Origin of the sequence: Novosphingobium sp. 9 (assembly GCF_025340265.1) — a bacterium.
In the GTDB taxonomy this organism is placed as follows: domain Bacteria; phylum Pseudomonadota; class Alphaproteobacteria; order Sphingomonadales; family Sphingomonadaceae; genus Novosphingobium.
Genome location: NZ_CP022707.1, coordinates 2,771,700 through 2,797,094, shown reverse-complemented (window position 1 = coordinate 2,797,094; position 25,395 = coordinate 2,771,700). Strand labels below are relative to the sequence as shown.

Genomic DNA, 25,395 nt, shown 5'->3' with positions numbered 1-25,395 from the left:
ACGGATTCGCTGCGGCCGTGGTGCTATCGTCGAGCTATGAAGATGCCGCAGCCGTCAACGAGCGCCAGCGGCCTTCGGGGAGAGTACGAAGGCGCGCGCGAGGATTACACCCTCGCGCAGGACTGGCACACTTACACTCCGGCGATGCACGATCGCTGGCGCCACCTTTATGCGCGCCAGTCCGCACTCGCCGCCACCCACGCCGCGCGATCGTTCCGCGAGGGTCTGGCGCGGCTTGACTGTGCCAACGGCATCCCCCGCTTCGACGAGGCCAACCGCGTGATTGCGACGGCGACTGGCTGGCAGCTGGTCGCGGTGCCGGGTTTCATCCCCGATGCAGTGTTCTTCGAGCATCTTGCGCACCGTCGCTTTCCAGTGACGCGCTGGCTGCGCGAGGAACATGAGCTGGACTATCTGGTCGAGCCGGACGTGTTCCACGATTTCTTCGGTCATGTGCCGATGCTGCTGGATCCCGCCGTTGCCGACTTCCTCGAACTTTATGGCCGCGCGGGCGCAAAGGCGATGGCGATGGGCGCGCTCGACATGCTGGCGCGGCTTTACTGGTACACCATCGAGTTCGGGCTGATCTGCGAGGAAGGTGCAAACGGGCGCGCCCTCAAGGCGTTCGGGGCGGGCATCCTGTCCTCGGCGGGCGAGACGCGCTTCTCGGTGGAGGACAGCGCGGTGCTGCGCCTGCCGTTCGATCCGGCGCGCGTGCAGCGCACCGGCTATCGCATCGATACGTTCCAGCAGACCTACTTCGTGCTCGACAGTTTGGAGCAGCTGATCGCCCAACTGTCCGCGCTGGATCTATCGCCGCTCTATGCCGAGGGGCGACACGCGCCCCCGGTCGAGCCGGGGGCCTTGCTGCCCGGCGAAACACCTTTCACCCTTGCCGGAGAGCCAAACCCATGACTGACCTTTTCGCCAATCCCATCGGCCTCGACGGATTCGAATTCGTCGAGTTTTCCGCGCCCGAGAAAGGCGTGCTCGAGCCAGTGTTCGCGGCAATGGGCTTTACGCTCGTCGCGCGCCATCGCTCCAAGCAGGTCGAGCTGTGGCGGCAGGGCGGGATCAATTTCGTCACCAATTACGAGCCGCGTTCGCCCGCCTGGTTCTTCGCGCGCGAGCATGGCCCTTCGGCCTGCGGCATGGGGTTCCGGGTGAAGGATGCCGCCGCTGCCTATGCCGAACTGCTCGCCCGCGATGCCGAGCCGGTGGAGGTCGCCACCGGGCCGATGGAACTGCGCCTGCCCGGCATTCGCGGCGTTGGCAATGCGATCCTCTATCTGGTTGATCGCTATGAACGGGATGGAGACGGAGCGCTGTCGATCTACGACATCGATTTCGAGTACCTCCCCGGCGTCGACCGTCATCCCGTCGGCGCGGGGCTTAAGCTGATCGATCACCTGACCCACAACGCCCATCGCGGGCGCATGGCCTATTGGGCGGACTACTACGAACGGCTCTTCAACTTCCGTGAGATCCGCTATTTCGACATAAAGGGCGAATATACCGGCCTCACCAGCAAGGCGTTGACCGCGCCCGACGGCAAGATCCGCATCCCGCTCAACGAAGAGGGTGAAGCTGGAAAAGGCCAGATCGACGAGTTTCTGCGCGCCTTCAACGGCGAGGGCATCCAGCATATCGCGCTGATCTCTGACGATCTTGTCGCCACATGGGATGCGCTGAAAGCACTGGGCGTGCCGTTCATGACCGCGCCGCCCGCAACCTACTACGAGATGCTGGCCGAACGCCTGCCGGGGCACGGCCAGCCGGTGGACGAACTTCGCGCGCGCGGCATCCTGCTCGACGGGACGACGACCGGCGAGGCGCCATGCCTGCTGCTCCAGATCTTCGCCGAGGCGCAGGTCGGCCCGGTGTTCTTCGAGTTCATCGAGCGGCAGGGTGACGATGGCTTTGGCGAGGGCAATTTCAAGGCGCTGTTCGAAAGCATGGAGCGCGATCAGGTGCGACGCGGCGTATTGAAGCTAGACGATGAGGGCGCCGACCGGTTGATCGAGGCGCGCTGAGGGGTATTCGGTCCGTCTCTACCCCCTCTCTGTCTTTCTCTGTCAGGTCAGGCGGGCACAGATGGTAGGGCTACAGGCATGGACTTGCCCGAGATCGGGGCTTATGTTTCCCGGTAACGCAATAAAGATATAGCGAGGATTATCCCATGGCCGCCCTGATCGCAGCGCTGCTGGAGCCGGTAATCGGCGAAAAATCGACGCAATTTGTGCTCGAAACGCTGGAACTCGATCCGGCGCTGGCAAGGAATAGCGAGGGCAAACCGTCGCGCGCGCAGTTGGCATGGGCGCTGAATGCCGCGCTGTTCATGGACCTGCTGGAGCGCGTGCCCTCTGCTGCCCGCTATGTCGACGGTGTGCGCCAAAAGGGCGAGCGGATCGTGTCCGACCACGGGGCGCTGCGCACCATCGACGGGCCGAGCGGGGCGCTGCCCTCAGGCTGCGAAGGCATGGCGCGGTTGCTGGCGCCGCTGGGCTATCAGGTCTCCGGGCTCTATCCGTTGCCTGCGCTGAAGATGACCGGGCGCGCCTATGCGCAGGTCGATTTTCCCGAGGCGATCCCGCAGTTCTTCGTGTCCGAACTGCACATCGACCAGTTGGCCCCCGAGGCACAGGGTGCCGCCGAGGCGATCTTCGGCACCTCGCGCGACCCGATTGACGCGGCCGCCTGGGCTGCGCTTGACCGCCTGGCGGCGGACGGCGCCTGCTCGCTGGAGGACGGCGTGACGATCCTTCGCGCGGTGCTCTCGGCCTTCGATCGCCAACACCCCGCGCCCGCGCTTGCCGATTACGAGACGCTGCTGGCGCACAGTCGCGAGGGTGGCTGGATCGCCACGGAGGGCAATGCCTTCAACCATGCGACCACCCGCGTTCCCCATGTCGAGGCACTGGCGGAATCCTTGCGCGAACAGGGCTTTGCGATGAAGCCTTCGGTCGAGGTCTCGGCCTCGGGCCGGGTCCGCCAGACCGCGTTCCTCGCCGACCGCGTGACCCGCCCGTTCCGTGATGCGACGGGCGCGGAGATCGCCCGCGAGGTGCCGGGCTCGTTCTACGAATTCATCAGCCGCGATCCTGACCCGGAAACCGGCGGGCTGGACCTGCGCTTCGACAGCGGCAACGCCACCGGCATTTTCGCGATGACGCGCGACAATATGGGCAGCGCCCATCAGGAGAAGAGTGCATGATCCGTTCGTTCGACCCGGCCAGCGGCGATCTCGTCTGGGAGGGGCCGGAAGCCTCGGCGGATGAAGTTCACGCAGCCCTTGCCCGTGCGCGCGAAGGCTTTCCCCGCTGGGCGGCCATGCCGCTTGGCGAACGCGTGGCGCTGGTGCAGCGCTATGCGCAAGTGCTGGAGGCTCACCGTGAAAGGCTGGCCGAGACGATCTCGAAAGAGACCGGCAAGCCCTTGTGGGAAGGCCGCGCCGAAGTCGGCGCGATGATCGGCAAGGTGGCGATCTCGATCGCCGCGCAGGCCGAGCGGGCCGGAGAAAAGCACGTCGCCCAGCCCTTCGGCGAGGCGGTGCTGCGCCATCGCCCGCATGGCGTGATGGCGGTGCTGGGGCCGTTCAACTTCCCCGGACACCTGCCCAACGGCCACATCGTGCCCGCGCTGCTGGCAGGCAATACGGTGGTGTTCAAGCCTTCGGAAATGACGCCTGCCACCGGCGCGCTGATGGCCGAATGCTGGGCCGAGGCGGGGCTTCCCGAAGGCGTCTTCACGATCCTGCAGGGTGGGCGGACGACCGGTGAGGCACTGGTCGGCGGTGCGATCGACGGGTTGCTGTTCACCGGATCGGCGGGCGCGGGCGCGTTTTTCCGCCGCCTCTTCGCGGATCGCCCGCATGTCGTCCTCGCGCTGGAACTGGGCGGCAACAACCCGCTGGTGGTCTGGGATGCCGACGATCTGGAAGAGGCTGCTTCGGTGGTCGTCCAGTCGGCCTTCGTCACCACCGGCCAGCGCTGTTCGTGCGCGCGGCGCCTGATCGTGCCCGACAACGCCTTTGCCGATGACCTGATCGCGACGGTCGATGCCATGGCGGGACGCCTGCGCATCGGCGCGTGGAACGAGACGCCCGAGCCCTATATCGGCCCGCTGATTTCCGAGGCCGCCGCCGATGGTGCCCGCGCGCAAGTGACGGCGCTGGTCGATCTGGGTGCGAAAGTCCTGCGCCCGTTCGAGCGGATCGCCGGGCGCAGCGGCGCTTTCGTGACGCCCGCCATCCTCGACGTGACCGGCGTGGATGTGCCCGACGAGGAAATCTTCGCGCCGGTGCTGCAAGTGCGCCGCGTCGCCGATTTCGATGCCGCCATCGCCGCCGCCAACGATACGCGCTTCGGCCTGTCAGCCGGGCTGGTCAGCGCCGACGATGCACTGTGGCAGCGCTTCACGATCGAATGCCGCGCAGGCGTGGTCAACCGCAACCGCCCGACCACCGGCGCGGCAGGATCGATGCCGTTCGGCGGCCTTGGCGACAGCGGCAACCACCGCCCCAGCGCCTTCTACGCCGCCGACTACTGCGCCTGGCCGATGGCGAGCTTCGAGGCGGCGGGTGTCTCCGGTAACGCGGCTGCATTGGCGGGCAAGCTGACCGACGTCGTTCCGGCATGAGCGGACTGTCGGGCGCCGAACAGGCGCTGATCGCCCCGATCGCGCGCGCGCCGATCCTGCGGCACACGCTCGACTGGGCGGCGGTGAACTCGGGCACGGCGAACCTTGCCGGTCTGGCGCGCATGGCGGACCTGCTGAGCGAGGCCTTCGCGCAGCTTCCCGGCGAGGTGCGGCTGGTCGAACCCGCGCCGGTCGAGAAGGTCGATGCGCAAGGGATTGCGCGCAGCGTCATGCATGGCCGCCATCTGGTGCTCTCGGTGCGCCCCGAAGCGGCGCGGCGCGTGATCCTGACCGGGCACATGGACACCGTCTACCCCGAGGCGCACCCGTTCCAGACCTGCGACTGGCTGGACGAGGATACGCTCCACGGCCCCGGCACCGCCGACATGAAAGGCGGCCTTGCCGTGATGCTGGCAGGGCTGCTGGCCTACGAGCAGGCAGGGGAGACGACACTCGGCTACGACGTGCTGATCAACAGCGACGAGGAGACCGGATCGCTGTCCTCCGCCGCACTGATCGCGCAGCTGGCGCAAGGCAAGCTGGCGGCGCTGACTTATGAACCGGCGCTGCCCGATGGCTCGATGGCGCGGGCCAGGCCGGGTTCGGGCAACTATGCGCTCGTCATCCACGGTCGCTCCGCCCATGCCGGGCGCAACCCGCAGGAGGGGCGCAATGCGGTGCTCGCCGCGTCCGACCTCGCGCTGCGGCTGGCCGCGCTGGTGCGCGAGGGGCTGACGGTGAATCCGGCGCGGATCGAGGGCGGCGGGCCGAACAACACCGTGCCCGACCTTGCGATCCTGCACTTCAACATGCGCCCCCGCACGCCTGAGCTTGCCGAGACGGCGCAGGCCGAAGTCGCCGCGCTGATCGCGGCGGTCTCGGCGCAGCACGATGTGCATATCCATGTCCACGGCGGCGTCTCGCGCCCGCCCAAGCCGGTTGGCGCGAAGACCGAGGCGCTCTATGGCCTCGTCAGTCAGGCGGCGGCGGACCTTGGCCAGCCGATGCGCTGGCAGGATACCGGCGGGGTGTGCGACGGCAACAACATCGCGGCCTGCGGGGTGCCGGTGCTCGACACGATGGGCGCCTTGGGCGGCGCGATCCATTCGCCCGACGAATTCCTGATCGCCTCCTTGCTGGAAGCGCGCGCGGCGCTGACGGCGCTTGTGATGTACCGGCTCGACCGCCATGGTGTGGCCCCATGACATTTCTTCTGCGCACCGCCCGCGAGACCGATCTCGATGCCCTCTACCGCATGGCCAAGGGCACCGGCGGCGGTTTCACCAACCTGCCGCCCGACCGTCCGACGCTGGAAGCCAAGCTGAAGCGCACCGCGAAGTGCTTCGCGCGCGACAGCGAGGAGATCGCCAACGACCTGTTCGTGTTCATTCTGGAGGATACCGCCACCGGCAAGGTGCGCGGCACCTGTCAGGCCTTTTCGCAGGTCGGCACCGAGTTCCCGTTCTACTCCTATCGCATCGGCCGGATTACCCAGCACTCGCGCGAGCTGGACCGCACCTTCCGCGCCGAGATGCTGACACTGTGCACCGATCTTGACGGCGCGAGCGAGGTGGGCGGGCTCTATCTCGACGCCACCGAACGCTCGGCGGGCGTGGGCAAGCTGCTGGCGCGCAGCCGCTACCTGTTCATTCGCGAGCATCGATCGCGCTTTGGCGAGACGACGCTGGCCGAACTGCGCGGGGCGATCGACGATGCCGGTAACTCGCCGTTCTGGGATGGGCTCGCCGGGCGCTTCTTCGACATGTCGTTCCGCGATGCCGACGAGTTCAACGCCAAGCACGGCAACCAGTTCATCGCCGACCTGATGCCCAAGCACCCGATCTACACCGCGCTGCTCTCCGAAGGGGCGCGGCAGGTGATGGGCCAGCCGCACTACTCCGGGCGCCCGGCGATGCGCATGCTGGAGGCGGAGAACTTCGCCTTCCAGAACTACGTCGATATCTTCGATGGCGGCCCGACGATGATCGCCAAGACCGACCAGATCCGCACGCTGGCGGGCGCGCGCAGCGATACCGTGGTGTCGATCGCGGGCCTGCCCGAGGAAAGCCCCTCGCATATCGTCGCCACCGGGCGGTTGATCGATTTCCGCGCCTCGCTGGGCGAAGTGGGGCTTATCGGCGAGGGCGTGACGCTTGACGAGCAGTCTGCGGCGCTGCTGGGCGTCTCGATCGGCGATACCATCACTTATGCTTCTGCCTGAACCGGCAGCCTGAAAGGGCGGACATGCTTACCGAGATCAATTTCGACGGGCTGGTCGGCCCCAGCCACAACTATGCCGGGCTGAGCCTTGGCAACCTTGCCTCGGCGCGCAATTTCGGCAAGCCCTCGGCCCCGCGCGCGGCGGCCTTGCAGGGCCTCGCCAAGATGCGCGCCAATTGGGAGCGGGGGCTGGTGCAGGGCCTGTTCCTGCCGCACTGCCGCCCGGACGAGGCGTGGCTGCGCCAGCTCGGCACCACCATGCATGAGGCCAGCCCGGCCTTGCGCGCCAATGCCATGTCTGCTTCCGCGATGTGGGCCGCCAATGCCGCCACCGTGTCGCCGGGGCCGGACACGGTGGACGGGCGCTGCCACCTGACCGTCGCCAATCTGGTGACGATGCCGCACCGCAGCCATGAATGGCGCGAGACGCTGGCGCAGGTGCAGCTGGCCTTTGCGGATAGCGCGCATTTTGCCGTCCATGCCCCGATCCCGGCCCCGTTCGGAGACGAGGGCGCGGCCAACCACATGCGCCTTGCCGCCGCGCACTGGGCGCCGGGTGTCGAGGTGTTCGTTTATGGCGAGGCTGCCAAGGGGGAGACAGCCAGCCCGTTCCCCGCGCGCCAGCACCGCGAGGCGAGCGAGGCGGTGGCGCGGCTCCACGGCCTCGACCCGGCGCGCACGGTCTTCGCCCAGCAGTCGCCCGAGGCGATTGCCGCAGGCGCGTTCCATAACGATGTGGTCGCCGTCGCCAACGAGCGGGTGCTGTTCACGCACGAACTGGCCTTCGCCGACCGCGAGGGGCTCTATGCCGAACTGCGCGCCAAGCTGCCCGAGATCGAGATCGTCGAGGTTCCCGCCAGCGCGGTGAGCCTGGCCGATGCGGTCTCGTCGTACCTGTTCAACGCGCAGCTCGTCACCTTGCCTTCGGGCGAGGCGGCACTGGTGCTGCCGGGCGAGGCGAAAGGCACGCCGTCCGTCTGGAACTGGCTGGAGGCGCATGTCGCCGGAAATGGGCCGATCCGGCACCTGTTCGTCCACGACCTGCGCGAATCGATGGCCAATGGCGGCGGTCCTGCCTGCCTGCGCCTGCGGGTCGTCGCCGATCCCGAGCACGTCGATCCGCGCTTTCTGCTAGGCAGTGCGAAGATCGACGCCATCGAAGCACTGGTGCGCGAATGCTGGCCCGAGACGATCGCCGTGGACGACCTCTCCAGCCCCGCGCTCTGGCGCGACTGCGTGATCGCCCGCGCGCGCCTGTGCGAACTGCTGGACCTGCGCGAACTGGACCAGCAGGGGTTCTGAAGCGGGGCGGGCCATCCGCCAGGTATTGCCCACCCCGCTGCGACTAGCTTCGCCTACGGCTCTGCAAGTCTCGCTCCCCTCCCGCAAGCGGGAGGGGAAACCAGCATTGCCCTCCCGCTTGCGGGAGGGCCGGAAGGCTTGGGAACGCAGTGACCTAGCCGGACGGGGTGGGGCCGGACGGGGTGGGTCAGGCCAGGGTGGGCTGGGCCGGGGTGCGCTCAGCCGTCCATCGGGCGAATGCGGTTGCGGGAAGAGGTCAACCGGCGTCGGAGCAGGATGATGGCGAGGCTCAGCGCAAACACCGCAGGCAGGAACCAGATCAGCGCGAACAGGCCGATCTCGTAGCCGGTGTGGTGCGCCAGCAGGCGAGGGCTGTAATACATGTCCTCGAACATGCATTTGCGATGGCAGGAAAAACCATAGGCTTCGCGCCAGCCGGTCTTGCCGGACAGCCACCCGTCAAGCGCGACGAGGGGCGCGATGAACAGGATGCAACCGGCAAGCAGCGCCGCCGTCCGCCAGAACCCGTATTGCCGGTATAGATCGACTAAGCCCATCTCACCCATGCGCGCCGAATTCGTTCGCGATCGCGGTGGTGATCCGCAGCGAGAGGTCGTGGCAGCGGGCGATGGGGTGGATGAAGTCGCGGTGGATCTGGACGTATCCGCCCGCGCTCGAATCCGGGTAGTCGCTCGGCTCGTCGACGTTGAAGTCGCGGATCGAGGGGAAGTGGACCGGGAAGGCGCGGCGCATCTGGGCGAGGGCATCGTCGATGCGCAGGGTGAACACCATCTCCAGCACGTCGTCGCGGCTGATGTCGTTGGCGCGGCTGAACTGCGGCACGCTGACGGTGCGCAGGAACATGTGCTGGAACAGCGCGAGGCGGATGGCCTGCAGGGCGCCGATGTTGCGCCGGGTGCGCTCGCGGTCGGGCAGCGGGGCCTCGTCGGGGATCAGCTCGAACAGCTTGTGCAGCTTCATCGCATCGACGCGCAGGCGCGAGCCGAGGCGACGGAACACGCCCATCCGGTCATCCTTGATGAGGTATTCCGCCAGCCGCATGCAGCCATCCGAAATCTGCTGCTCGTCGCCGCGATAGGGGCGGCTGGCCCAGTAGGCGGAGTTGTACAGCTCGCCGAAGGCCGCCACCGTCTTGATCGAGGCCAGCGCATTCGCGGCGCGGACCAGACGCATCACCGTGCGCCCGCGCTCGCTGGAGCGCAGCAGGTCGGCGATCTCCTCCAGATTGCCCTCGGTCGCGGTGCCGATCCCGGCGATCACGTTCACCGGGAAGCCCAGCTGCTGAAGGATCGCGTTGTGCGGGATCGCGCGGATCTGGCGCAGGTTCATCGAACGGTCGGCGGAAAGGTCCGACTGGCGGCGCGACTTGCGGCTGCCGGTGTCGTTCAGCAGGCCCAGCCCGAACGCGGTGATCGCGCGGCTGTAGGTACTGCTGGCAAGGTGGGCATGCTGCACAGAACGGATCGCGCGATAGAAGTCGAGGCTGATGTCGGTGCGGCGATAGAACGGGTCGGTCGGCGCATCCACATCGGCGGACCACAGCGGCATCTCGACCATGCGCGTCAGCGTGGCGAGCGCGAGTTCGGGCGAGCCGAACCACAGGTAGCCGTCACCGCCCTGGAACGAGACTTCGGGCTCCAGCCTGATCGCGGCACGGGCGAAGCGGCGGCGCGCCCAGGGCGACATCGGCCATTCGAAACGGTCGGAGAGGCTGGCGGGATGCGCGCCGCGACCCATCGATTCGCCATGGGTGTTGAAGATCAGCGCGGCGACGTCGGTCAGGCCATTGGCGGCCATGGCCTCGGCAAGGCGGCCCTGAAGACGCTCGATGGCGAGCGAGGCGGGGACTTGCCCGACGAAGCGCCCGGCGTCGGAGAAACCGGTCTGGATCGCCACGCGGCCGCGCTTGCGGGCGTAGTCGCGATAGGCAGGCTCGGCCAGCACGGCATCGAGGAAGCGACCGCCGTGCTCCAGCGCGGTCTCGGTCTCGAACAGGGGAGAGACGTCCACCTTGTCATCGATGCCGAACATCCGCGCGAAATAGAGCGCGGCGAGCACCGTCGTCGGCTGCTCGCACTCGGCCACCAGCATGCGGATCGGCGCGTCGGCGTCGATATGGGCAAGGATCTGCGCCATCGCCAGGAATTGGCGCACGGCGGTGCTGTTCTCGATCGCCAGCGCGGCGAAGTTGGAGCGCAGCGGCTTCACTTCGGCCAAGAGCTCGCGCATGCGGACCAGCGCGGCCTGGCTGGCAAGGTCGAGCGTGCCGTCCGGGTCGATGCGGGCACGGATCGCGTTCTGCAGCTGCGAGGCGTTCACGCGGAAGTGAATCCAGCCCATGCCAAGGCCATCGGCGCGCATGGCCGCGGCGGCGACCAGCAGCGCGCGGGCGCTTTCGCCATCGGCGGCGCGGGCTTCGGCTTCCAGATCGGCGATCACGTCGCTCAGGCTGATCAGCTTGTCCGGGTGCTCGGCGGTCAGCGTGTTCGCGGCGCTGGACAGGGCATCGGGCGAGCCGAGATCGGCGGCGAAGCGCCTGGCCATCTCGTCGGCACGGGCGGCGGCGCGGCTCAGACGCGCGCCGATCTCGGCGGCGTGCGGCGTGACCATCGCGGCATAGCGGGCGAGGCGCTGGGCTTTCTCTTCCAGACGATAGCGGATCGAGGTGGACCAGCGGATATCGGTGCGCCCGTCCATGTCGTAGCCGACCCAGCTGGCAAAGCGCACCGGCATCGGCTGGAGCGCCTTCCAGCGCTTGGGCCAGCGCGCGGCGGCAATGTCGAACAGGCGGGCGGTGATCGCATCGCGCGCGTCCTGCCCGCGCGCCATCGCGTCCATCGCGCGGGCGTGTTCGTAATCGAGGGTGATCTGGTCGCGCGCGGGCGAGGCGGCGCAGACGGACGCTTCGGAAAGATCCCCGGTGGAGGCGGCGTGGGTGACGGCATCGCCCTGCGCCTGCGTCAGCAGGAAGGTCGGGTGGCCGGTGAACACGACATGCGCGGCGGGGCGCTGCCAGTGGGCGGCGAAGGCGGTGAAGTCATCGCCGGTGGCCGCCGCGTCGATCCGCGCGAGGTTCTCGTCCGGGGCGACGGGGGCGAGCAGGCGGTCGAGCCGCGCGGCGCGGGCCCGCAGGCCCTCGCAATCCATCTCGGCGACGAGGCGCTCGAAATCGTCGAGCGTCATGGTGCCCGCTTCCAGCTCGCGTGAGAGTTCGAGGCCGAGCTGGAAGACCGGGTTGTAGGTGGGCGTCTGCGCCGTCAGCCGGTGCAGTTCGCGAAGGCGGGCGTCGAGCGCTTCGACGCTGCCTAGGGTGGCGCCGGAAGCGGCTTCGACGCCCCCGCTCATCGGGCGAGACCTGCTGCGAGACGGGCGTCCGCCTCGATCTTCGCAACATCCGGCTTGCCCTTGGGGACCATCCAGCTGCCGCCGACGCAGAGCACCGCGTCGAGCGCCAGCCATTCGGGCGCGTTCTGCGGGGTGACGCCGCCGGTCGGGCAGAACTTGGCGGCCATCAGCGGCGCCGAGATCGCCTTGAGCGCGGGCGGGCCGCCGGCAGCCATGGCGGGGAAGAACTTCAGGCGGTCGAACCCGCATTCCAGCGCGAACATCACGTCGCTGGCATTGGCGGTGCCGGGCAGGAACGGGATCTTGGTCTTGTAGGCGGCTTCGGCCAGCATCGGGGTGAGGCCCGGCGAGACGATGAACTCGGCGCCCGCATCGATCGAACGCTTGAGATCATCGGGGCTCAGCACGGTGCCCGCACCGACCACGGCGCCGGGGACCTGCTTCATGATTTTGATCGCCTCGATCGCGCATTCGGTGCGCAGGGTGACTTCCAGAGCGGGCAGGCCGCCTGCGACCAGCGCCTCGGCGATGGGCAGGGCATGCTCGATATCCTCGATCACCAGCACCGGGATCACCGGGGCAAGCCGCATCACCTTCTCGACGGCGGCGGACGGGCTCAGAGTGTCGGTGGTGGCGGTCATGACGAAAGATGCTCCCTGGCGAAGGCGGCAGCCGCGCCGAACAGGCCGGGCTGCGGATGAGTGATGAGTTTGACGGGCAGCCGGGCCATCATGCTGCCAAATCGGCCCTTGGCCGTAAAGCGTTCGCGGAAACCGGAACGGACCAGCGTTTCGCGCATGCGATAGCCGAGCCCCCCGGCGATCACCACGCCGCTGGCGCCCTGCGACAGTGCGCAGTCCCCGGCAACGGCACCCAGCGCAAGGCAGAAGCGATCGACGGCGGCAGCGGCGAGCGGGTCGGTTCCGGCAAGGCCGTTGGTCCAGATCTGGACGTCGGTCTGTTCGCGGATCGGCTTGTTCTCCATCGCGGCGAGCGTGGCGTAGATATCGACGATGGCCGGGCCGGAGACCACGCGCTCGGCCGAGACGCGGGTGTGGCGGCTGCGCAGGCGGGCGAGGATCGAATCCTCGATCAGGTCGAGCGGGGCATAGTCGACATGGCCGCCCTCGGTCGCGTGGACGCGGTAGCTGCCGTTGTCGCGCCACAGGTGCGCCACGCCAAGGCCGGTGCCGGGGCCGATCACGGTGATCGTGCCGGTGGCGGGCAGCGGCGTGTCGGCAGGGCCGGTCAGGTGGATGAACTGGTCCTCACCGGCGCAGGCTACCGCATAGGCGACGGCGGCGAAGTCGTTGACGATGGTCTGGCGCGTCGGACCCAGCATCTCCTGAATGCGCGCGGGGCGCAAAATCCAGGGGTTGTTGGTGAAGCGGATCACCTCGTCGTCGACCGGACCCGCCACCGACATGGCGACGGCATCGGGCAGGGTGCCGCCCTGCATCTTGCGGAACGCCTGCCAGGCCAGCTGGAAGCTGCCGTGGTCCTTGGTGTGGAGCGTGGCGGGTTCGCCCAGCGTGATGCTGCCGTCCGCGCCGATCGTGGCGATGGCGAAGCGCGCATGCGTGCCGCCGATATCGACGGCGACGATCTCGGTCGCGCCCTTTGCGGCGGGGGTGCCTTCAGCTTTCGCCATGGGGTCAGAGCCCCGCCAGCGCGAGCATCGAGGAGCCGCCCTGTTCGGCGCCGCTGGCATGGCTGCGGAACATCGCGAAGAGCTCGCGGCCCATGCCTTCGCCCGAAGCGGGGGCCGGAGCAGGCTCGCGGCCCGAAAGGTCCGCCGTGGTCGACAGCGTGCCGTCCTCGGCAGAAAGGCGCACGATGTCGCCGTCGCGCAGGAAGGCGAGCGGACCCCACACGCCGTCGGCGCTGGGCAGCGCTTCCGGAGTGACGTGGATCGCGGCGGGCACCTTGCCCGAAGCGCCGGACATGCGTCCGTCGGTGACGAGCGCGACCTTGTGGCCACGGTCCTGCAGCACGCCGAGCGGCGGTGTCAGCTTGTGCAGTTCGGGCATGCCGTTGGCGCGCGGCCCCTGGAAGCGCACGACGACGACCACGTCCTTGTCGAGTTCACCGGCCTTGAACGCGGCGGAGACGGCTTCCTGCGTGTCGAACACGCGGCAGGGTGCCTCGATCGTCCAGCGCTCCTTGTCGACCGCGCTGGTCTTGAAAGTGGCGCGGCCCAGATTGCCGCCGACCAGCTGCATGCCGCCTTCGGGCAGGAACGGGTCGGATGCGGGGCGCAGCATCGTGTCGTCGCCACTGGTGGTGGGGGCATCGATCCACGCGAGCTTTTCGTCCGCGTAGGTCGGCTCCTTGGCGTAGGCGTCCATGCCGCCCTCGGCGATGGTCAGCGTGTCGCGGTGGGCAAGGCCTGCATCGAGCAGTTCGCGCACCACCCAGCCCATGCCGCCCGCGGCGTGGAAGTGGTTCACATCGCCCGAGCCGTTGGGGTAGACGCGCGCCAGCAGCGGCACGGCGGCGGACAGTTCGGCGAAGTCGTCCCAGTCGATGATGATGCCTGCCGCACGCGCCATGGCGGGCAGGTGGATCGCGTGGTTGGTCGAACCGCCGGTGGCGAGCAGCCCGGCGATGGCGTTGACGATGGCCTTCTCGTCGACCACCTGCGCCATCGGGCGGTAGTCGTTGCTCTTCTTGGTGATGGCGTTCAGGCGGTGCACCGCCTCGCGCGTCAGCGCCTGACGCAGCGGCGTGTTGGGGGGAATGAACGCCGAGCCGGGAACGTGCAGGCCCATCATCTCCATCATCATCTGGTTGGAGTTGGCGGTGCCGTAGAAGGTGCAGGTGCCTGCCGCGTGATAGCTGGCGCTCTCGCTGGCGAGCAGCGCGTCACGGCCCACCTTGCCTTCGGCGTAGAGCTGGCGGGTCTTCTGCTTTTCCTTGTTGGAAATGCCGGTGGGCATCGGGCCGGAGGGCACGAAGACGGCGGGCAGGTGGCCGAAGCGCAGCGCGCCGATGACGAGGCCGGGGACGATCTTGTCGCAGATGCCCAGCAGCGCCATGCCGTCGAACATCGCGTGGCTCATGGCGACGGCGGTGGAAAGCGCGATGGTGTCACGGCTGAACAGCGACAGTTCCATGCCGTCGAACCCCTGCGTCACGCCGTCGCACATCGCCGGAACGCCGCCTGCGACCTGTGCCGTGGCGCCCACTTCGCGGGCGAACAGCTTCATCTGCTCAGGGTAGCGGCCATAGGGCTGATGGGCGCTGAGCATGTCGTTGTAGGCGGTGACGATGCCCAGGTTCGGCGCGCGTCCGGCGGCGAGCGAAGGCTTGTCCTCGCCCGAGGCGGCAAAACCGTGCGCCAGGTTCGAGCATGAGAGGAAGTTGCGGTCTGCATGGCGATCGCTTTCCCGCGCCATCAGCTCAAGATAGCGGGTGCGGCTGGGCTTGGAACGCTCGATGATGCGATCGGTCACGCGCGAAAGGGCAGGGGCGAGATTGGTCATGCCTGGGTACTCCAGTATCCTGTGTCATCCCCCTGTCCCCGGGGGCTGTCGTTCCGGCGGGGCCGGTCTGCAATCGAGCCGATGCGCCTTGCGCCGCATCGGTGGTGCCGCGCTGCCGGAGGGGCAACGCGGCGGGAAGGCGGGATCACGCCCGTTCGGTATCCCGTCCGGTCACTCCTGCCCCATCATTCCTGCCACGTCACGCCGTCGCGCTCGGCGAGGGCGATGGCGGCAGACGGGCCCCAGCTTCCGGCGGTATAAGGCTTGGGCTCCTGCGACTGTTCCTCCCAGACGGCGCGGATCGCGTCGATCCAGTCCCACTGGGCTTCCACTTCGTCGCGGCGCACGAACAGCGTCTGGTTGCCTTCGATCAGGTCCAGCAGCAGGCGTTCGTAGGCGATGCGGCGCTGCGGACCGGCGAAGGCATCGGGCATGGTGATCGCCAGCGGCACCGAGCGCAGGCCCACGCCGTCGCGGTCGAGACCCGGCACCTTGGCCATCAGCGAGAGCGTCACGTTCTCTTCGGGCTGGATGCCGATGACGAGGCGGTTGGGCACCGTGCGGGCGCCGCGCCCGGTGAAGATCGAGTGCGGCACGTCGCGGAACTGGATGGTGATCTCGGTCGTGCGGCGCGGCAGGCGCTTGCCGGTGCGCAAGTAGAACGGCACCCCGTGCCAGCGCCAGTTGTCGACATGCGCCTTGATCGCGACGAACGTCTCGGTGTTGGAATCCTTGCCCAGCTCGTCGTCGTAGCCGGGCACCGCCTTGCCGCCGATCGCGCCAGAGCGGTACTGCCCGGTCACGGTCTCGGACGCCTGGACCTTGCGCAGCGAGTGCAGGACTTTCACCTTCTCGTTGCGCACGGCGGTGGCATCGTAGGATACCGGCGGCTCCATCGCGACGAGCGCCAGCAGCTGGAGCATATGGTTCTGCACCATGTCGCGCAGGGCGCCGCTGTCGTCGTAATAGGCGACACGCGATTCGAGGCCCACCGTCTCGGCGATGGTGATCTGGACGTGTTCGATGTGCGCGGCATTCCACAGCGGCTCGAACATGATGTTGGCAAAGCGCAGCGCCAGCAGGTTCTGGACGGTTTCCTTGCCCAGATAGTGGTCGATGCGGAAGATGCGGTCTTCCGGAAACGCGGCGGCAACGGCGTCGTTGATGACCTTCGAGGAGGCCAGATCGGTGCCAAGCGGCTTTTCCAGGCCGATGCGGGTGTTGGGACCTGCCAAGCCGCTGCTCTGCAAGCCGTGGATGGTCGCCTCGAACAGGCTGGGCGCGGTCGACAGGAAGATCGACAGGCCTTCCTTGGGCGTGCCGACCTTTTCGGCCAGCGCCTTGAAGCCATCGAGGTCGGTGGCGTCGAGCGGCTGGTAGGTCAGGCGGTTCAGGAAGGTCGCCATGCTGCCGCGACGGTCTGCGGGCAGGAACTTCTCCAGCGACTGGCGGGCGAAGTTGCGGAACTCCGCATCGCTCATTTCCGAACGCGCGGTGCCGATGATCTGGATCTCGGGGTTCAGCAGCCCTTCTGCGTCGAGCGCGCAGAGCGAGGGGAGCAGCATGCGGCTCGACAGGTCGCCGGTGGCACCGAAAAGAAGCAGGCGATCCGAAGTGAATTTCGACACAGGGCTACACTACCACCAATCTCGTCGGAACGGCAGCGCCTGCTGCTTCCTCTCCCGACCCGGAACAATTCACGGGCATGCTGCGGCTCCCGACGCATTGAGTGCGTCGTGTGAGTCCATGCCCGACAGGCCTGCGCTGCTTACCCACATTGGGTCGCGATCCAAAGCAAGAAATTGACCATATGAATTCGTATACGAACAATTTCATGTCTGAATTGGTATTATTGGTTATATCTGGTATGATACCAAGCGTCAATCGCCTGTCATCATAGTGCCACGATGGACCTCTTTCCTTGCCCCTTCATATGGTGCGCGGCGCACGCTGTGCTAGGGCGCGTGTGTGACAGGGGAGCGGTTCGGCTCCGCGGACAGGACAAGGCGTGATTGTGATGGCCGTTGAAGGCGTGAACCTGCTTGATCACCTCCAGACCCCGGCGCTCGTGACGTCGCGCGGGATGGTGCGCTTTGCCAATGCGGCGGCGCGCGGCGTGCTGGGCGGGCACATCATGGGGCAGGACGTGCGCATAGCCATCCGCGATCCGCGCGCGGTGGCGGTGATCCTCTCGGACGAGGGCGGACAGGCGCGGGTGCCGGGGCTTTCGACCGGCTCCAGTGTGTGGGAAGTCGATTGCCGGGTGATCGGCCCGGCGGAGCGGCTGGTCAGCCTCTACGATCTGTCCGAGCGGGTCAGCGTGGCGAAGTCGCATGCCGATTTCGTCGCCAATGCCAGCCACGAACTGCGCACGCCGCTGGCCAATGTGATCGGCTATTGCGAGACGCTGATGAACCCCAAGGCCGGGGGAGACGAAGCCTTGCGCGCGCGCTTCCTCGACACCATCCGCCACGAGGCGCAGCGCATGCAGGCGCTGATCTCCGATCTCATGTCGCTGTCGCGGATCGAGGCGGTGAAGCACGAGGCGCCGTCCGACCGGGTCGAGGTGATGGCGCTGGCACAGGAAGTGGTCGGCGAGTTTCGCGGCAGCGCGCAGGTCGATTTCGTGGCGCACAGCGCAGAGGCGCCGGTGACGGGCGATCGCGGTCAGCTGGGGCAGGTGCTGCGCAACCTGATCGACAACGCGCTGAAGTACGGCAAGGAGGGCGGCCCGGTCGAAGTGACGGTGGAGGCTGCGCGCACCGGCTGGGTGCTCGTTACCGTGCGCGACGAGGGCGAGGGGATCGCGCCCGAACATCTCCCGCGCATCACCGAAAGGTTCTATCGCGCTGATACCAGTCGCAGCCGCGCGGTGGGCGGGACCGGGCTTGGCCTGTCGATCGTCAAGCACATCGTCGAGCGTCATCGCGGCCGATTCGATGTCGACAGTCGGCCCGGACGCGGCACCACCGCCTCGTTGATGCTGCCGCTGCGCGAAGGGTGAGTTTCTTCTAACGCATTGGCATTGCAGGATGGCGTCCGGTCTCGGCGAGACCACGGTCGTCTTGCGTCATGCGCTGTGCCGGAGGTGTCACGTAACTGTCACGTGCTGGTCATATGAGCGTCTCCGAAGTGAAACGAAGTGTTCACGGAGAGCCTCGAAGCCATGTCGCGTTTCCTTTCGCCGTCCTGCCTTGCCCTGATCCTGGCCGCAGGCTGTCTCTCTCCGCAGCCCGCCTGCGCGCAAAGTGCCGGGCCAGCCGTGGCCTCGACCTCCGATGCGCCGAATGTGGAGCAGGACCTTGCCGCGATGCGCGCGCAGCTTCGCGCGATGAGCGAGAGGATCGATGATCTGGAAGCGCAGTTGCAGGACGCGCGGGCACAGGCTGCTGCGGTTCCGCCTGTCGCCGTCCAAACGCCGACCGCTGCCCCGGTTCCAGCCCCGGCGCCTGTTCCCGCCGCAGCAACGGCCACCACTGTCGTCTGGAAAGGGGCGCCGCAGCTTTCGACCGCCGATGGCTGGAGTTTCAAGCCGCGCGGGCGCGTGCAGGTGGACATGGCCTCGATCAATGCGCCGAACGGCCTTTCGGGCGACGCCAATCGCCAGATGGGCACGGGCGTCGAACTGCGACGACTTTATTTCGGGGTGGACGGCACGATGCCCGGCGGCTTCGGCTATCGCGTGGAGGCTGACTTCGCCGCTTCGACCGTACTGCTGACCGATGTCTATCTCACCTATGATGTCACGAAGGACGTGCGGGTGACGGTGGGCCAGCACAAGCCGTTCTGGGGGCTGGAGGAACTGGCCTCCGATCTCAACCTGACGCTGATGGAGCGCTCGACCTTCGGGCAGGCCTTCAACTTCGAGCGTCGGGTGGGCGCCAGCGTGCAGTATCGCCACGGTATCGTGCTGGCGCAGGGCGGAGTGTTCGGTGACGATGCGCAGGCCCTGAACAGCGATTACGACAAGAACTGGAGCCTCGACGGGCGGCTGGTGCTGATGCCGCGACTGGCAGGGGGCACGCTGCACCTGGGGGGCTCGGTGCATTTCAACCATGCCGCAGCCTTCAATGCCACGATCACCGACCGGGTGCGCCCCTTCGCGCACACCACCGATATCCGTCTGATCACCACCGGCGCCATTCCCGCCAGCGGCGAGCGGGGCCTTGCACTGGAAGGCGCCTATATCGCCGGGCGCTTTCACGCGACGGCGGAAAGCTACTGGCAGACGGTACACCGCAGCGATGGCGCCGATCCCACCTTCACCGGCGGCTATGCCGAAGTCGGCTATCTGCTGACGAAGGACGAGACCGCCTACAAGGACGGCATCTACGAGCGCATCCGCCCGAAGCACGGGCTCGACAAGGGCGGCCTTGGTGCGATCCAGATCAACACCCGCTACGACTGGCTCGACCTCGACAGTGCCGGCATCCATGGCGGACGGCAGAAAACCGCCAGTCTTTCGGCAGTCTGGATACTGACCGACTATGTGCGGATGCTGGCCGACTATGGCCACGTCTGGGTCAACGGCAGCGCCTATACGACGCCGACCGGCAGCGCGGACTATGAACTCGATGTGGTCGGCATGCGGGCGCAATATGACTTCTGAGGTCAGCAGGCCGGAGATCGCCCGGCGCCTGTCGCGTTTCAGTCATGGAAGTGACATGATCCGGGGCTAGGGCACGGATGCAGGCTTTGGCTGGACGCGGCGACGCGAGCGGTATCTACATCGCTTTCGGGACCTGCCGGATTATGCAAATGCCGGGGCGGGCAGAACCCGCCTCTTGGGGAACGGAAATATGGTTGAGCACACCGTCAAGGCCTTCGACACCGAGATCGGGCAGCTTCGCGGCCTCGTCGCCGAGATGGGCGGGCTTGCCGAAGTGGCGATCCGCGATGCGATCATCGCGCTGACCCGGCATGACGACGAGCTTGCCGCGCAAGTGGTCGCGCAGGATGCGCGCATCGATGCGCTGGAGGCTGAGGTCGACCGGCTGGCGGTGCGCACCATCGCGCTGCGCGCGCCGATGGCGGACGATTTGCGCGACGTGATCGCCGCGCTCAAGATCTCCGGCGTGATCGAGCGCATCGGCGACTATGCCAAGAACATCGCCAAGCGTGTCGATGGGCTGGAGCGCCGGGCGATGATCGAGCCGATCCAGCTGGTGCCGATGATGGCCGAGATCGCCGAATCGATGGTCCGCGACGTGCTCAACGCCTACGGATCGCGCGATGCCATGCTCAGCGTCGAGGTGATCCGCCGCGACCAGAAGCTCGATCAGTTCTACAACACGCTGTTCCGCTCGCTGCTGACCCACATGATGGAGAACCCGGCGACGATCACCAGCGCCGCGCAACTGCTGTTCATCGCCCGCAACCTGGAACGCATCGGCGATCACGCCACCAACGTTGCCGAGATGGTCTATTTCGCCGCGACCGGGGAATACTGCACCGAGCGCGACAGTCTCACCGACGATACCGGAGCCGCTCTACCATGAACCCTTCGATTCTCGTCGTCGAGGACGACCGCGCGCTGTGCGAACTGCTCAGCTGGAACCTCAGCGCAGAGGGCTATCAGGTGCGCACCACCGGCGATGGCGAAGAAGCGCTGCTGATGGTCGCCGAGCAGGCACCCGATGCCATCGTGCTCGACTGGATGATCGATCACGTCCCCGGCATCGAGGTCTGCCGCCAGCTGCGCAAGGACCGCGAGACCGCGCAGATCCCGATCATGATGCTGACCGCGCGCGGCGAGGAAGAGGACATGATCCGCGGCCTCAAGACCGGCGCCGACGATTACATGACCAAGCCGTTCTCCCGCGCGAACTGCTCGCCCGTGTCGAGGCGCTGCTGCGCCGCGCCCGTCCTTCGCTGGCCGGATCGGTGCTGCAATGGGGCGATATCGAGCTGGACGCGACCAGCCACCGCGTGCGGCGCGGCGGTGAGCCGCTGCACCTCGGCCCCACCGAGTTCCGCCTGCTGCGCTACTTCATGGAGCGCCCCAACCGCGTGGTCTCGCGCCAGCAGATCCTCGACGGCGTGTGGGGCATGGACAGCGACATCGACGAGCGCACCGTCGACGTCCACATCCGCCGCCTGCGCAAGGCCATCAACCGCGACGGCGACACCGACCCCATCCGCACCGTCCGCGCCGCCGGTTACGCGATGGACGTGAACTGAGGGGGGGTGATAGGAGACTGTCGGGTTCGGAAGTTCGTCGCATAAGTTGTCGCAGCAGGACCGGGCATCCAGCACTTCGTCATTCCCGCGAAGGCGGGAATCCAGTCAGCGCAGCGCTTCGAAACCAAGATCGCTGGCGAGATCGCGCCATTGCGGATTTCCTTCCTCGATCAGCCGCAGTTTCCAGCCCCGGTTCCATGCCTTGATCCGTTTCTCCCGCTGGATCGCGTGCTCCATCGTCGCATGCATTTCGAACCACACCAGCAGTTTGATTCCATAGCGGGCACTGAAGCCGCCGAAATGCTCGCTGCGATGCTGGGCAATGCGCTGGATCAGGTTCGACGTGGTGCCGGTGTACAGCGTACCGTTTCGCGCCGACGCGAGAATATAGACGGCGGGCGCGAAGGTGTCCTTCATCGCAAGGTTGCTACTGGATTCCCGCCTTCGCGGGAATGACGAAGGGGGTGAACATTCTGCAAGCCTGCATGGCGCGCAGCAGACTGATGCTTGCGGCATGGCAGGTCTCAGGTGTCCTCCCTCAAGCCGCGTCGCGCAAGGCTTCCCTGGCGCCGTCGACCGCCTCGCGGATGGCGGCGAGGAACTGGTCGGTGGCGCGTTCCCACGAATAGAGCGCGCCGAGCGCGGCGGCGTCGCGGCGCCGGGCGGTGAGGGCGGTGCGGATCGCGGTGGCGAGGTCTTCGTGGACCGCGCCTGCGGGCTCAGGCAGGGCAGCGTCGATGCCGCAGCCGTCTGGCCCCAGAATATCGATCGGGCCGGTCACGGGATAGGCGGCGACCGGCGTGCCGCAGGCAAGGGCCTCGATCACCACGAGGCCGAAGGTATCTGTGCGGCTGGGGAACACGAAGCAGTCGGCGGCGCGATAGGCGCTGGCGAGCGCCTCGCCGGTCAGCGGTCCGGTGAACAGCACATGCGGATAGCGGCGGCGCAAGGTGTCGAGCGCGGGGCCGTCGCCCACCACCACCTTGCTGCCGGGCACGTCGGCGTCGAGGAACGCCTCAAGGTTCTTTTCGGGCGCGACGCGGCCGACGTTGAGCAGCACCGGCCCCGGCAGCGCGGCCATCGCCGGGTGGTGCGGACCTTCGGGGGTGAACAGCGTCTGGTCGATGCCCCGGCTCCAGCGGCGGGTATGGGTGATCCCCCGGCCTGCCAGTTCGTCCGACAGGCTGGGGGTGGAGACCAGCACCGCGCGGCTGGCGGCGTGGAAGCGCTCCAGGATCGGCCAGAAGTATTCCGCGCTCAGCCCCGTGCGCACGGCGGCATATTCGGGAAAGCGGGTGTGGAACGCCGAGGTGAACGGCACCCCGCGCGACAGGCACCAGCCGCGCGCGGCCCAGCCGATCGGGCCTTCGGTGGCGATGTGGACGATCTCAGGCGCGGCGCGGTCGAGCATGCGGCGCACCCCGAAGCGCGGGGCCAGTGCCATGCGGATCGAGGCATAGCCGGGCATCGGCACCGTCCAGAACCGGTCCGGCGCGATCAGCTCGACCTCGTGCCCGCGCGCGGTCACTTCATCGAGCGTGGCGCCGAGCGAGCGGACGACGCCGTTGACCTGCGGCAGCCACGCATCGGTCGCAAGGGCCAGCTTCACGCGTCGGCCTTCTCGCGCGTGGTCGAAGCGGCTTCGGCGCTGTCATGGAGCGGCACCGTGCGCCCGCCGGTCTCGGCGATCCAGTCGATGATCGAAAGGTGGCCGGTGAAGTCTTCGGCCAGCGCCGTGCAGCTCTCCACCCAGTCGCCATCGTTGTAATAGGTGATCCCGGCGAATTCGCGGATCTCGGCGCAGTGGATATGGCCGCAGACCACGCCGTCGAAGCCGCGCTGCGTGGCTTCGAGCGCCACGGCTTCCTCGAAGCTGGAGATGAACGAGACGGCGTTCTTCACCCGCTTCTTGAGGTAGGCCGACAGCGACCAGTAGGGCATGTGGAAGCGGCGGCGCACCGCGTTGAACACGATGTTGGCGCGCAGCAGCATGGTGTAGGCCTGATCGCCCAGGAACGCGAGCCACTTGTGGTAGAGCACCACGCCGTCGAAGGCATCGCCGTGCGTCACCAGCAGGCGGCGGCCGTCGGCGGTCAGGTGCTCGGCCTCCAGCGCCAGTTCGACGCCGCCGAAGGTCATGCCCGCATAGTCGCGCAGCATCTCGTCATGGTTGCCCGCGACGAGCACGACGCGGGTGCCGCGATGCGCCATCTTGAGGATGCGGCGGATCACCTCGTTGTGGGCATCGGGCCAGTACCAGCCCTTGCGCAGGCGCCAGCCGTCGATGATGTCGCCCACCAGATAGAGCGTCTCGCACTCGATCGAGCGCAGGAAATCGACCAGCATCTCGGCATTGCAGCCGCGCGTGCCGAGGTGGACGTCGGAGATCCACACGGTGCGGTACTTGCGCTTGGGCCGGAAGCCGCGCGGCTCGGGAAGGTCGAGCCATTCGGGGATGCGCCCGATGGGAATGCCGGAGCCGAATCCGGTCTTGGTGGGAAGATCGTTGGTGGTGGTCAGGCCGGTCCTTGCGACCTGCTCTGCGCGTGCGATGTGCTTCGTCGCCATGCCTCGGACTCCATCTACGTCCAGTTCGGTGTCTTTTACGCTCCGGCAATGGCGCGGCGGTGACGTTTGCGTGGCATTTCCAAGACAGCGACGGGTGCAAAGGGGTGTGCGGTGGGCGTGCAGAGGGCGTTTTTCTCGCAGACGCGGCATCGTCGGAAAAGAGACGCCGTTTTGTCACCCGTTCGTCATGAACAGGCGGCAAGACACGCGCAGAACCGCAGACGTCAGCCGTTCAGGGGCGCGTTTCAGGGGTAAAAGGCATATGCGACGGATCGACATCCTTCTGGCCAGCGAATTGCAGGGCGGCCTTGCCTCGTTCCGGCATGACGACATCGAAGTGGTGTTCCACCGCTGGACCAGCCAGAGCGAACTGCCGCTGCTGGACGGGGCGCTGTGGGTGTTCATCGACTGGGTGCTGCCCGACATGTCGGGGCTGGAGCTGTGCCGCCGCCTGCGCGCCGATGCGCTGACCGCACATGCCCATGTGACGATGGTGCTCGAAGAGGACAATGTCGAGGATCGCAAGCGTGCGCTGCGCATGGGGGCGGACGATTACGTCACCGGCCCCTTGACGCGCAACGTGCTGCTGGACCGCGTGCTGGGTGTCAGCCCGGTCGAGCAGGACGTGGCGGGGACGCGGGTCGTCGGGCAGGGCGAGCTGACGGTGGACGTCTCGGCCTTTCAGGCGCGCTGGCAGGGGCGCCCGATCGCTCTGATGCCCAACGAACTGCGCCTGCTGCGTTATTTCATCGAGCATCCGGGGCGGGTGTTCAGCCGCGCCCAGCTGATCGCCGCGCTGGGCAAGCAGGAACCGGCACTGGACGAGCGGACCGTCGATGTCTGGGTCGGCCGCCTGCGCCGGGCCTTGCGCGGGGCAGGGGCGGGCAATCCGCTGCGCACCGTGCGTTCGCTCGGCTACGTCTTCGATATCGCCTGATGGAAGGGGATGCGGGAGAGGCTCCTCTCCCGCACCGGCCCCTACCTCAGAGCCAGCCTGCCGCGACGGCGAGCGCCCAGATGCCGTTGGCGATCAGCAGCAGCGCCGCGAGCACGCGCATCACGTTCAGCGGTACGACCTTCAGCACCGCCTGACCCATGAACACCGCAGGCACGTTGGCGATCATCATGCCCAGCGTGCTGCCCGCCATGACCGGCAGCACGGCATGGAACTGCGCGCCCAGCGCGATCGTGGCGATCTGGGTCTTGTCGCCCATCTCGACGAGGAAGAAGGCGATGGCAGTCGCCATCAGCGGCCCGAGGCGCCCGGCCCTGGGTTCGCCCTCGTCGTCGTCCAGCTTGTCCGGCACCAGCGTCCAGGCGCCCATCACCAGGAACCCGATGGCGATGGCATAGCGGAACCACGCCGCGTCCAGAATACCGGCCACCTGCTCGCCCACCAGCGCGGCAAGGAAGTGGTTCGCCAGCGTGGCGAGCAGGATGCCGCCGACAACGGCCCAGGGCTTCTTGAAACGGGTGGCCAGGACGATGGCCAGCAGCTGCGTCTTATCGCCGATTTCGGCCAGCGCGACCACGGCGGTCGAGGTCAGGAACGGTTCGAGGATCATGGTTTATCCGGGGGCCGGGCAGGAGGCGAACAGACGAACGGCATCGCGCCTCCCGCCCGGCCGGACGTGGG

Annotated in this window: 21 protein-coding genes and 1 pseudogene; 12 read left to right on the top strand and 10 right to left on the bottom strand. The window is 67.4% G+C overall.

Annotation, left to right across the window (positions count from 1 at the left end; all coding sequences use genetic code 11):
* Positions 1 to 42: 42 nt before the first annotated feature.
* The 7 genes from phhA to CI805_RS13645 all read left to right on the top strand — a co-directional run bounded on the left by phhA (position 43) and on the right by CI805_RS13645 (position 8,160).
* Positions 43 to 915 (top strand): phenylalanine 4-monooxygenase, encoded by an 873-nt coding sequence (gene phhA / locus CI805_RS13675; RefSeq protein ID WP_260924381.1) that lies wholly within the window; start codon positions 43 to 45, stop codon positions 913 to 915.
* Positions 912 to 2,033, top strand: a complete 1,122-nt coding sequence (hppD, locus tag CI805_RS13670) for a 4-hydroxyphenylpyruvate dioxygenase (protein WP_260924377.1) — start codon at positions 912 to 914, stop codon at positions 2,031 to 2,033. The genes phhA and hppD overlap by 4 nt, the downstream gene beginning before the upstream one ends.
* Positions 2,034 to 2,179: 146 nt before the next feature.
* Positions 2,180 to 3,214, top strand: a complete 1,035-nt coding sequence (locus CI805_RS13665) for a 2-oxoadipate dioxygenase/decarboxylase family protein (protein WP_260924374.1) — start codon at positions 2,180 to 2,182, stop codon at positions 3,212 to 3,214.
* On the top strand, positions 3,211 to 4,638 hold the full coding sequence (astD, locus tag CI805_RS13660; RefSeq protein WP_260924369.1) for a succinylglutamate-semialdehyde dehydrogenase: 1,428 nt from the start codon (positions 3,211 to 3,213) through the stop codon (positions 4,636 to 4,638). The genes CI805_RS13665 and astD overlap by 4 nt, the downstream gene beginning before the upstream one ends.
* Entirely contained in the window at positions 4,635 to 5,843 is a 1,209-nt protein-coding gene (locus CI805_RS13655; protein ID WP_260924367.1) for a hydrolase, read from the top strand. The genes astD and CI805_RS13655 overlap by 4 nt, the downstream gene beginning before the upstream one ends.
* Positions 5,840 to 6,859, top strand: a complete 1,020-nt coding sequence (locus CI805_RS13650) for an arginine N-succinyltransferase (RefSeq protein ID WP_260924364.1) — start codon at positions 5,840 to 5,842, stop codon at positions 6,857 to 6,859. The genes CI805_RS13655 and CI805_RS13650 overlap by 4 nt, the downstream gene beginning before the upstream one ends.
* Positions 6,860 to 6,882: 23 nt before the next feature.
* Positions 6,883 to 8,160: an N-succinylarginine dihydrolase gene (locus CI805_RS13645; protein ID WP_260924361.1), complete on the top strand. Its 1,278-nt coding sequence runs from the start codon at positions 6,883 to 6,885 to the stop codon at positions 8,158 to 8,160.
* A gap of 218 nt (positions 8,161 to 8,378) precedes the next feature.
* Here the strand turns inward: CI805_RS13645 and CI805_RS13640 are convergent, their stop codons facing one another.
* From CI805_RS13640 to zwf, 6 genes are all read right to left on the bottom strand, one after another.
* Positions 8,379 to 8,726: a hypothetical protein gene (locus tag CI805_RS13640; RefSeq protein ID WP_260924358.1), complete on the bottom strand. Its 348-nt coding sequence runs from the start codon at positions 8,724 to 8,726 to the stop codon at positions 8,379 to 8,381.
* Complete coding sequence (locus CI805_RS13635) at positions 8,719 to 11,526, bottom strand: phosphoenolpyruvate carboxylase (RefSeq protein WP_260924355.1); 2,808 nt, start codon at positions 11,524 to 11,526, stop codon at positions 8,719 to 8,721. The genes CI805_RS13640 and CI805_RS13635 overlap by 8 nt, the downstream gene beginning before the upstream one ends.
* Positions 11,523 to 12,167, bottom strand: a complete 645-nt coding sequence (gene eda, locus CI805_RS13630) for a bifunctional 4-hydroxy-2-oxoglutarate aldolase/2-dehydro-3-deoxy-phosphogluconate aldolase (RefSeq protein WP_260924346.1) — start codon at positions 12,165 to 12,167, stop codon at positions 11,523 to 11,525. Before eda ends, CI805_RS13635 begins: the two co-directional genes overlap by 4 nt.
* Positions 12,164 to 13,177, bottom strand: coding sequence for a glucokinase (gene glk, locus CI805_RS13625; protein ID WP_260924344.1), 1,014 nt, complete (start codon positions 13,175 to 13,177; stop codon positions 12,164 to 12,166). The genes eda and glk overlap by 4 nt, the downstream gene beginning before the upstream one ends.
* 4 nt (positions 13,178 to 13,181) lie before the next feature.
* Positions 13,182 to 15,011, bottom strand: a complete 1,830-nt coding sequence (gene edd, locus CI805_RS13620; RefSeq protein WP_260924342.1) for a phosphogluconate dehydratase — start codon at positions 15,009 to 15,011, stop codon at positions 13,182 to 13,184.
* A 185-nt stretch (positions 15,012 to 15,196) separates the two neighbouring features.
* Positions 15,197 to 16,639: a glucose-6-phosphate dehydrogenase gene (gene zwf, locus CI805_RS13615; protein ID WP_260924340.1), complete on the bottom strand. Its 1,443-nt coding sequence runs from the start codon at positions 16,637 to 16,639 to the stop codon at positions 15,197 to 15,199.
* A gap of 389 nt (positions 16,640 to 17,028) precedes the next feature.
* Between zwf and CI805_RS13610 the strand changes: the two genes are divergently transcribed.
* From CI805_RS13610 to phoB, 4 genes and pseudogenes are all read left to right on the top strand, one after another.
* Positions 17,029 to 18,015, top strand: coding sequence for a sensor histidine kinase (locus CI805_RS13610; RefSeq protein ID WP_260924338.1), 987 nt, complete (start codon positions 17,029 to 17,031; stop codon positions 18,013 to 18,015).
* 162 nt (positions 18,016 to 18,177) lie between these two features.
* Entirely contained in the window at positions 18,178 to 19,620 is a 1,443-nt protein-coding gene (locus CI805_RS13605; protein WP_260924335.1) for an OprO/OprP family phosphate-selective porin, read from the top strand.
* A 190-nt stretch (positions 19,621 to 19,810) separates the two neighbouring features.
* Positions 19,811 to 20,509, top strand: a complete 699-nt coding sequence (phoU, locus tag CI805_RS13600; protein WP_260924323.1) for a phosphate signaling complex protein PhoU — start codon at positions 19,811 to 19,813, stop codon at positions 20,507 to 20,509.
* Positions 20,506 to 21,191: pseudogene (gene phoB, locus CI805_RS13595) on the top strand (phosphate regulon transcriptional regulator PhoB). The gene phoU and the pseudogene phoB overlap by 4 nt, the downstream one beginning before the upstream one ends.
* 105 nt (positions 21,192 to 21,296) lie before the next feature.
* Here the strand turns inward: phoB and CI805_RS13590 are convergent.
* The 3 genes from CI805_RS13590 to CI805_RS13580 form a co-directional block, all read right to left on the bottom strand.
* Positions 21,297 to 21,608 carry a GIY-YIG nuclease family protein gene (locus CI805_RS13590; protein WP_260924321.1) on the bottom strand — a complete coding sequence of 104 codons (312 nt, stop codon included), beginning with the start codon at positions 21,606 to 21,608 and terminating at the stop codon, positions 21,297 to 21,299.
* 121 nt (positions 21,609 to 21,729) lie between these two features.
* Positions 21,730 to 22,800 carry a glycosyltransferase family 4 protein gene (locus CI805_RS13585; protein WP_260924319.1) on the bottom strand — a complete coding sequence of 357 codons (1,071 nt, stop codon included), beginning with the start codon at positions 22,798 to 22,800 and terminating at the stop codon, positions 21,730 to 21,732.
* Positions 22,797 to 23,759: a UDP-2,3-diacylglucosamine diphosphatase gene (locus tag CI805_RS13580; protein ID WP_260924317.1), complete on the bottom strand. Its 963-nt coding sequence runs from the start codon at positions 23,757 to 23,759 to the stop codon at positions 22,797 to 22,799. The genes CI805_RS13585 and CI805_RS13580 overlap by 4 nt, the downstream gene beginning before the upstream one ends.
* A gap of 262 nt (positions 23,760 to 24,021) precedes the next feature.
* Here CI805_RS13580 and CI805_RS13575 point away from each other — a divergent pair, with 262 nt between their 5' ends.
* A complete protein-coding gene (locus CI805_RS13575) occupies positions 24,022 to 24,696 on the top strand; it encodes a response regulator transcription factor (protein ID WP_260924315.1) in 675 nt (224 codons plus the stop codon).
* Positions 24,697 to 24,742: 46 nt separating this feature from the next.
* Here CI805_RS13575 and CI805_RS13570 read toward each other — a convergent pair whose 3' ends face one another.
* Entirely contained in the window at positions 24,743 to 25,324 is a 582-nt protein-coding gene (locus tag CI805_RS13570) for a TMEM165/GDT1 family protein (protein ID WP_260924312.1), read from the bottom strand.
* Positions 25,325 to 25,395: the final 71 nt, after the last annotated feature.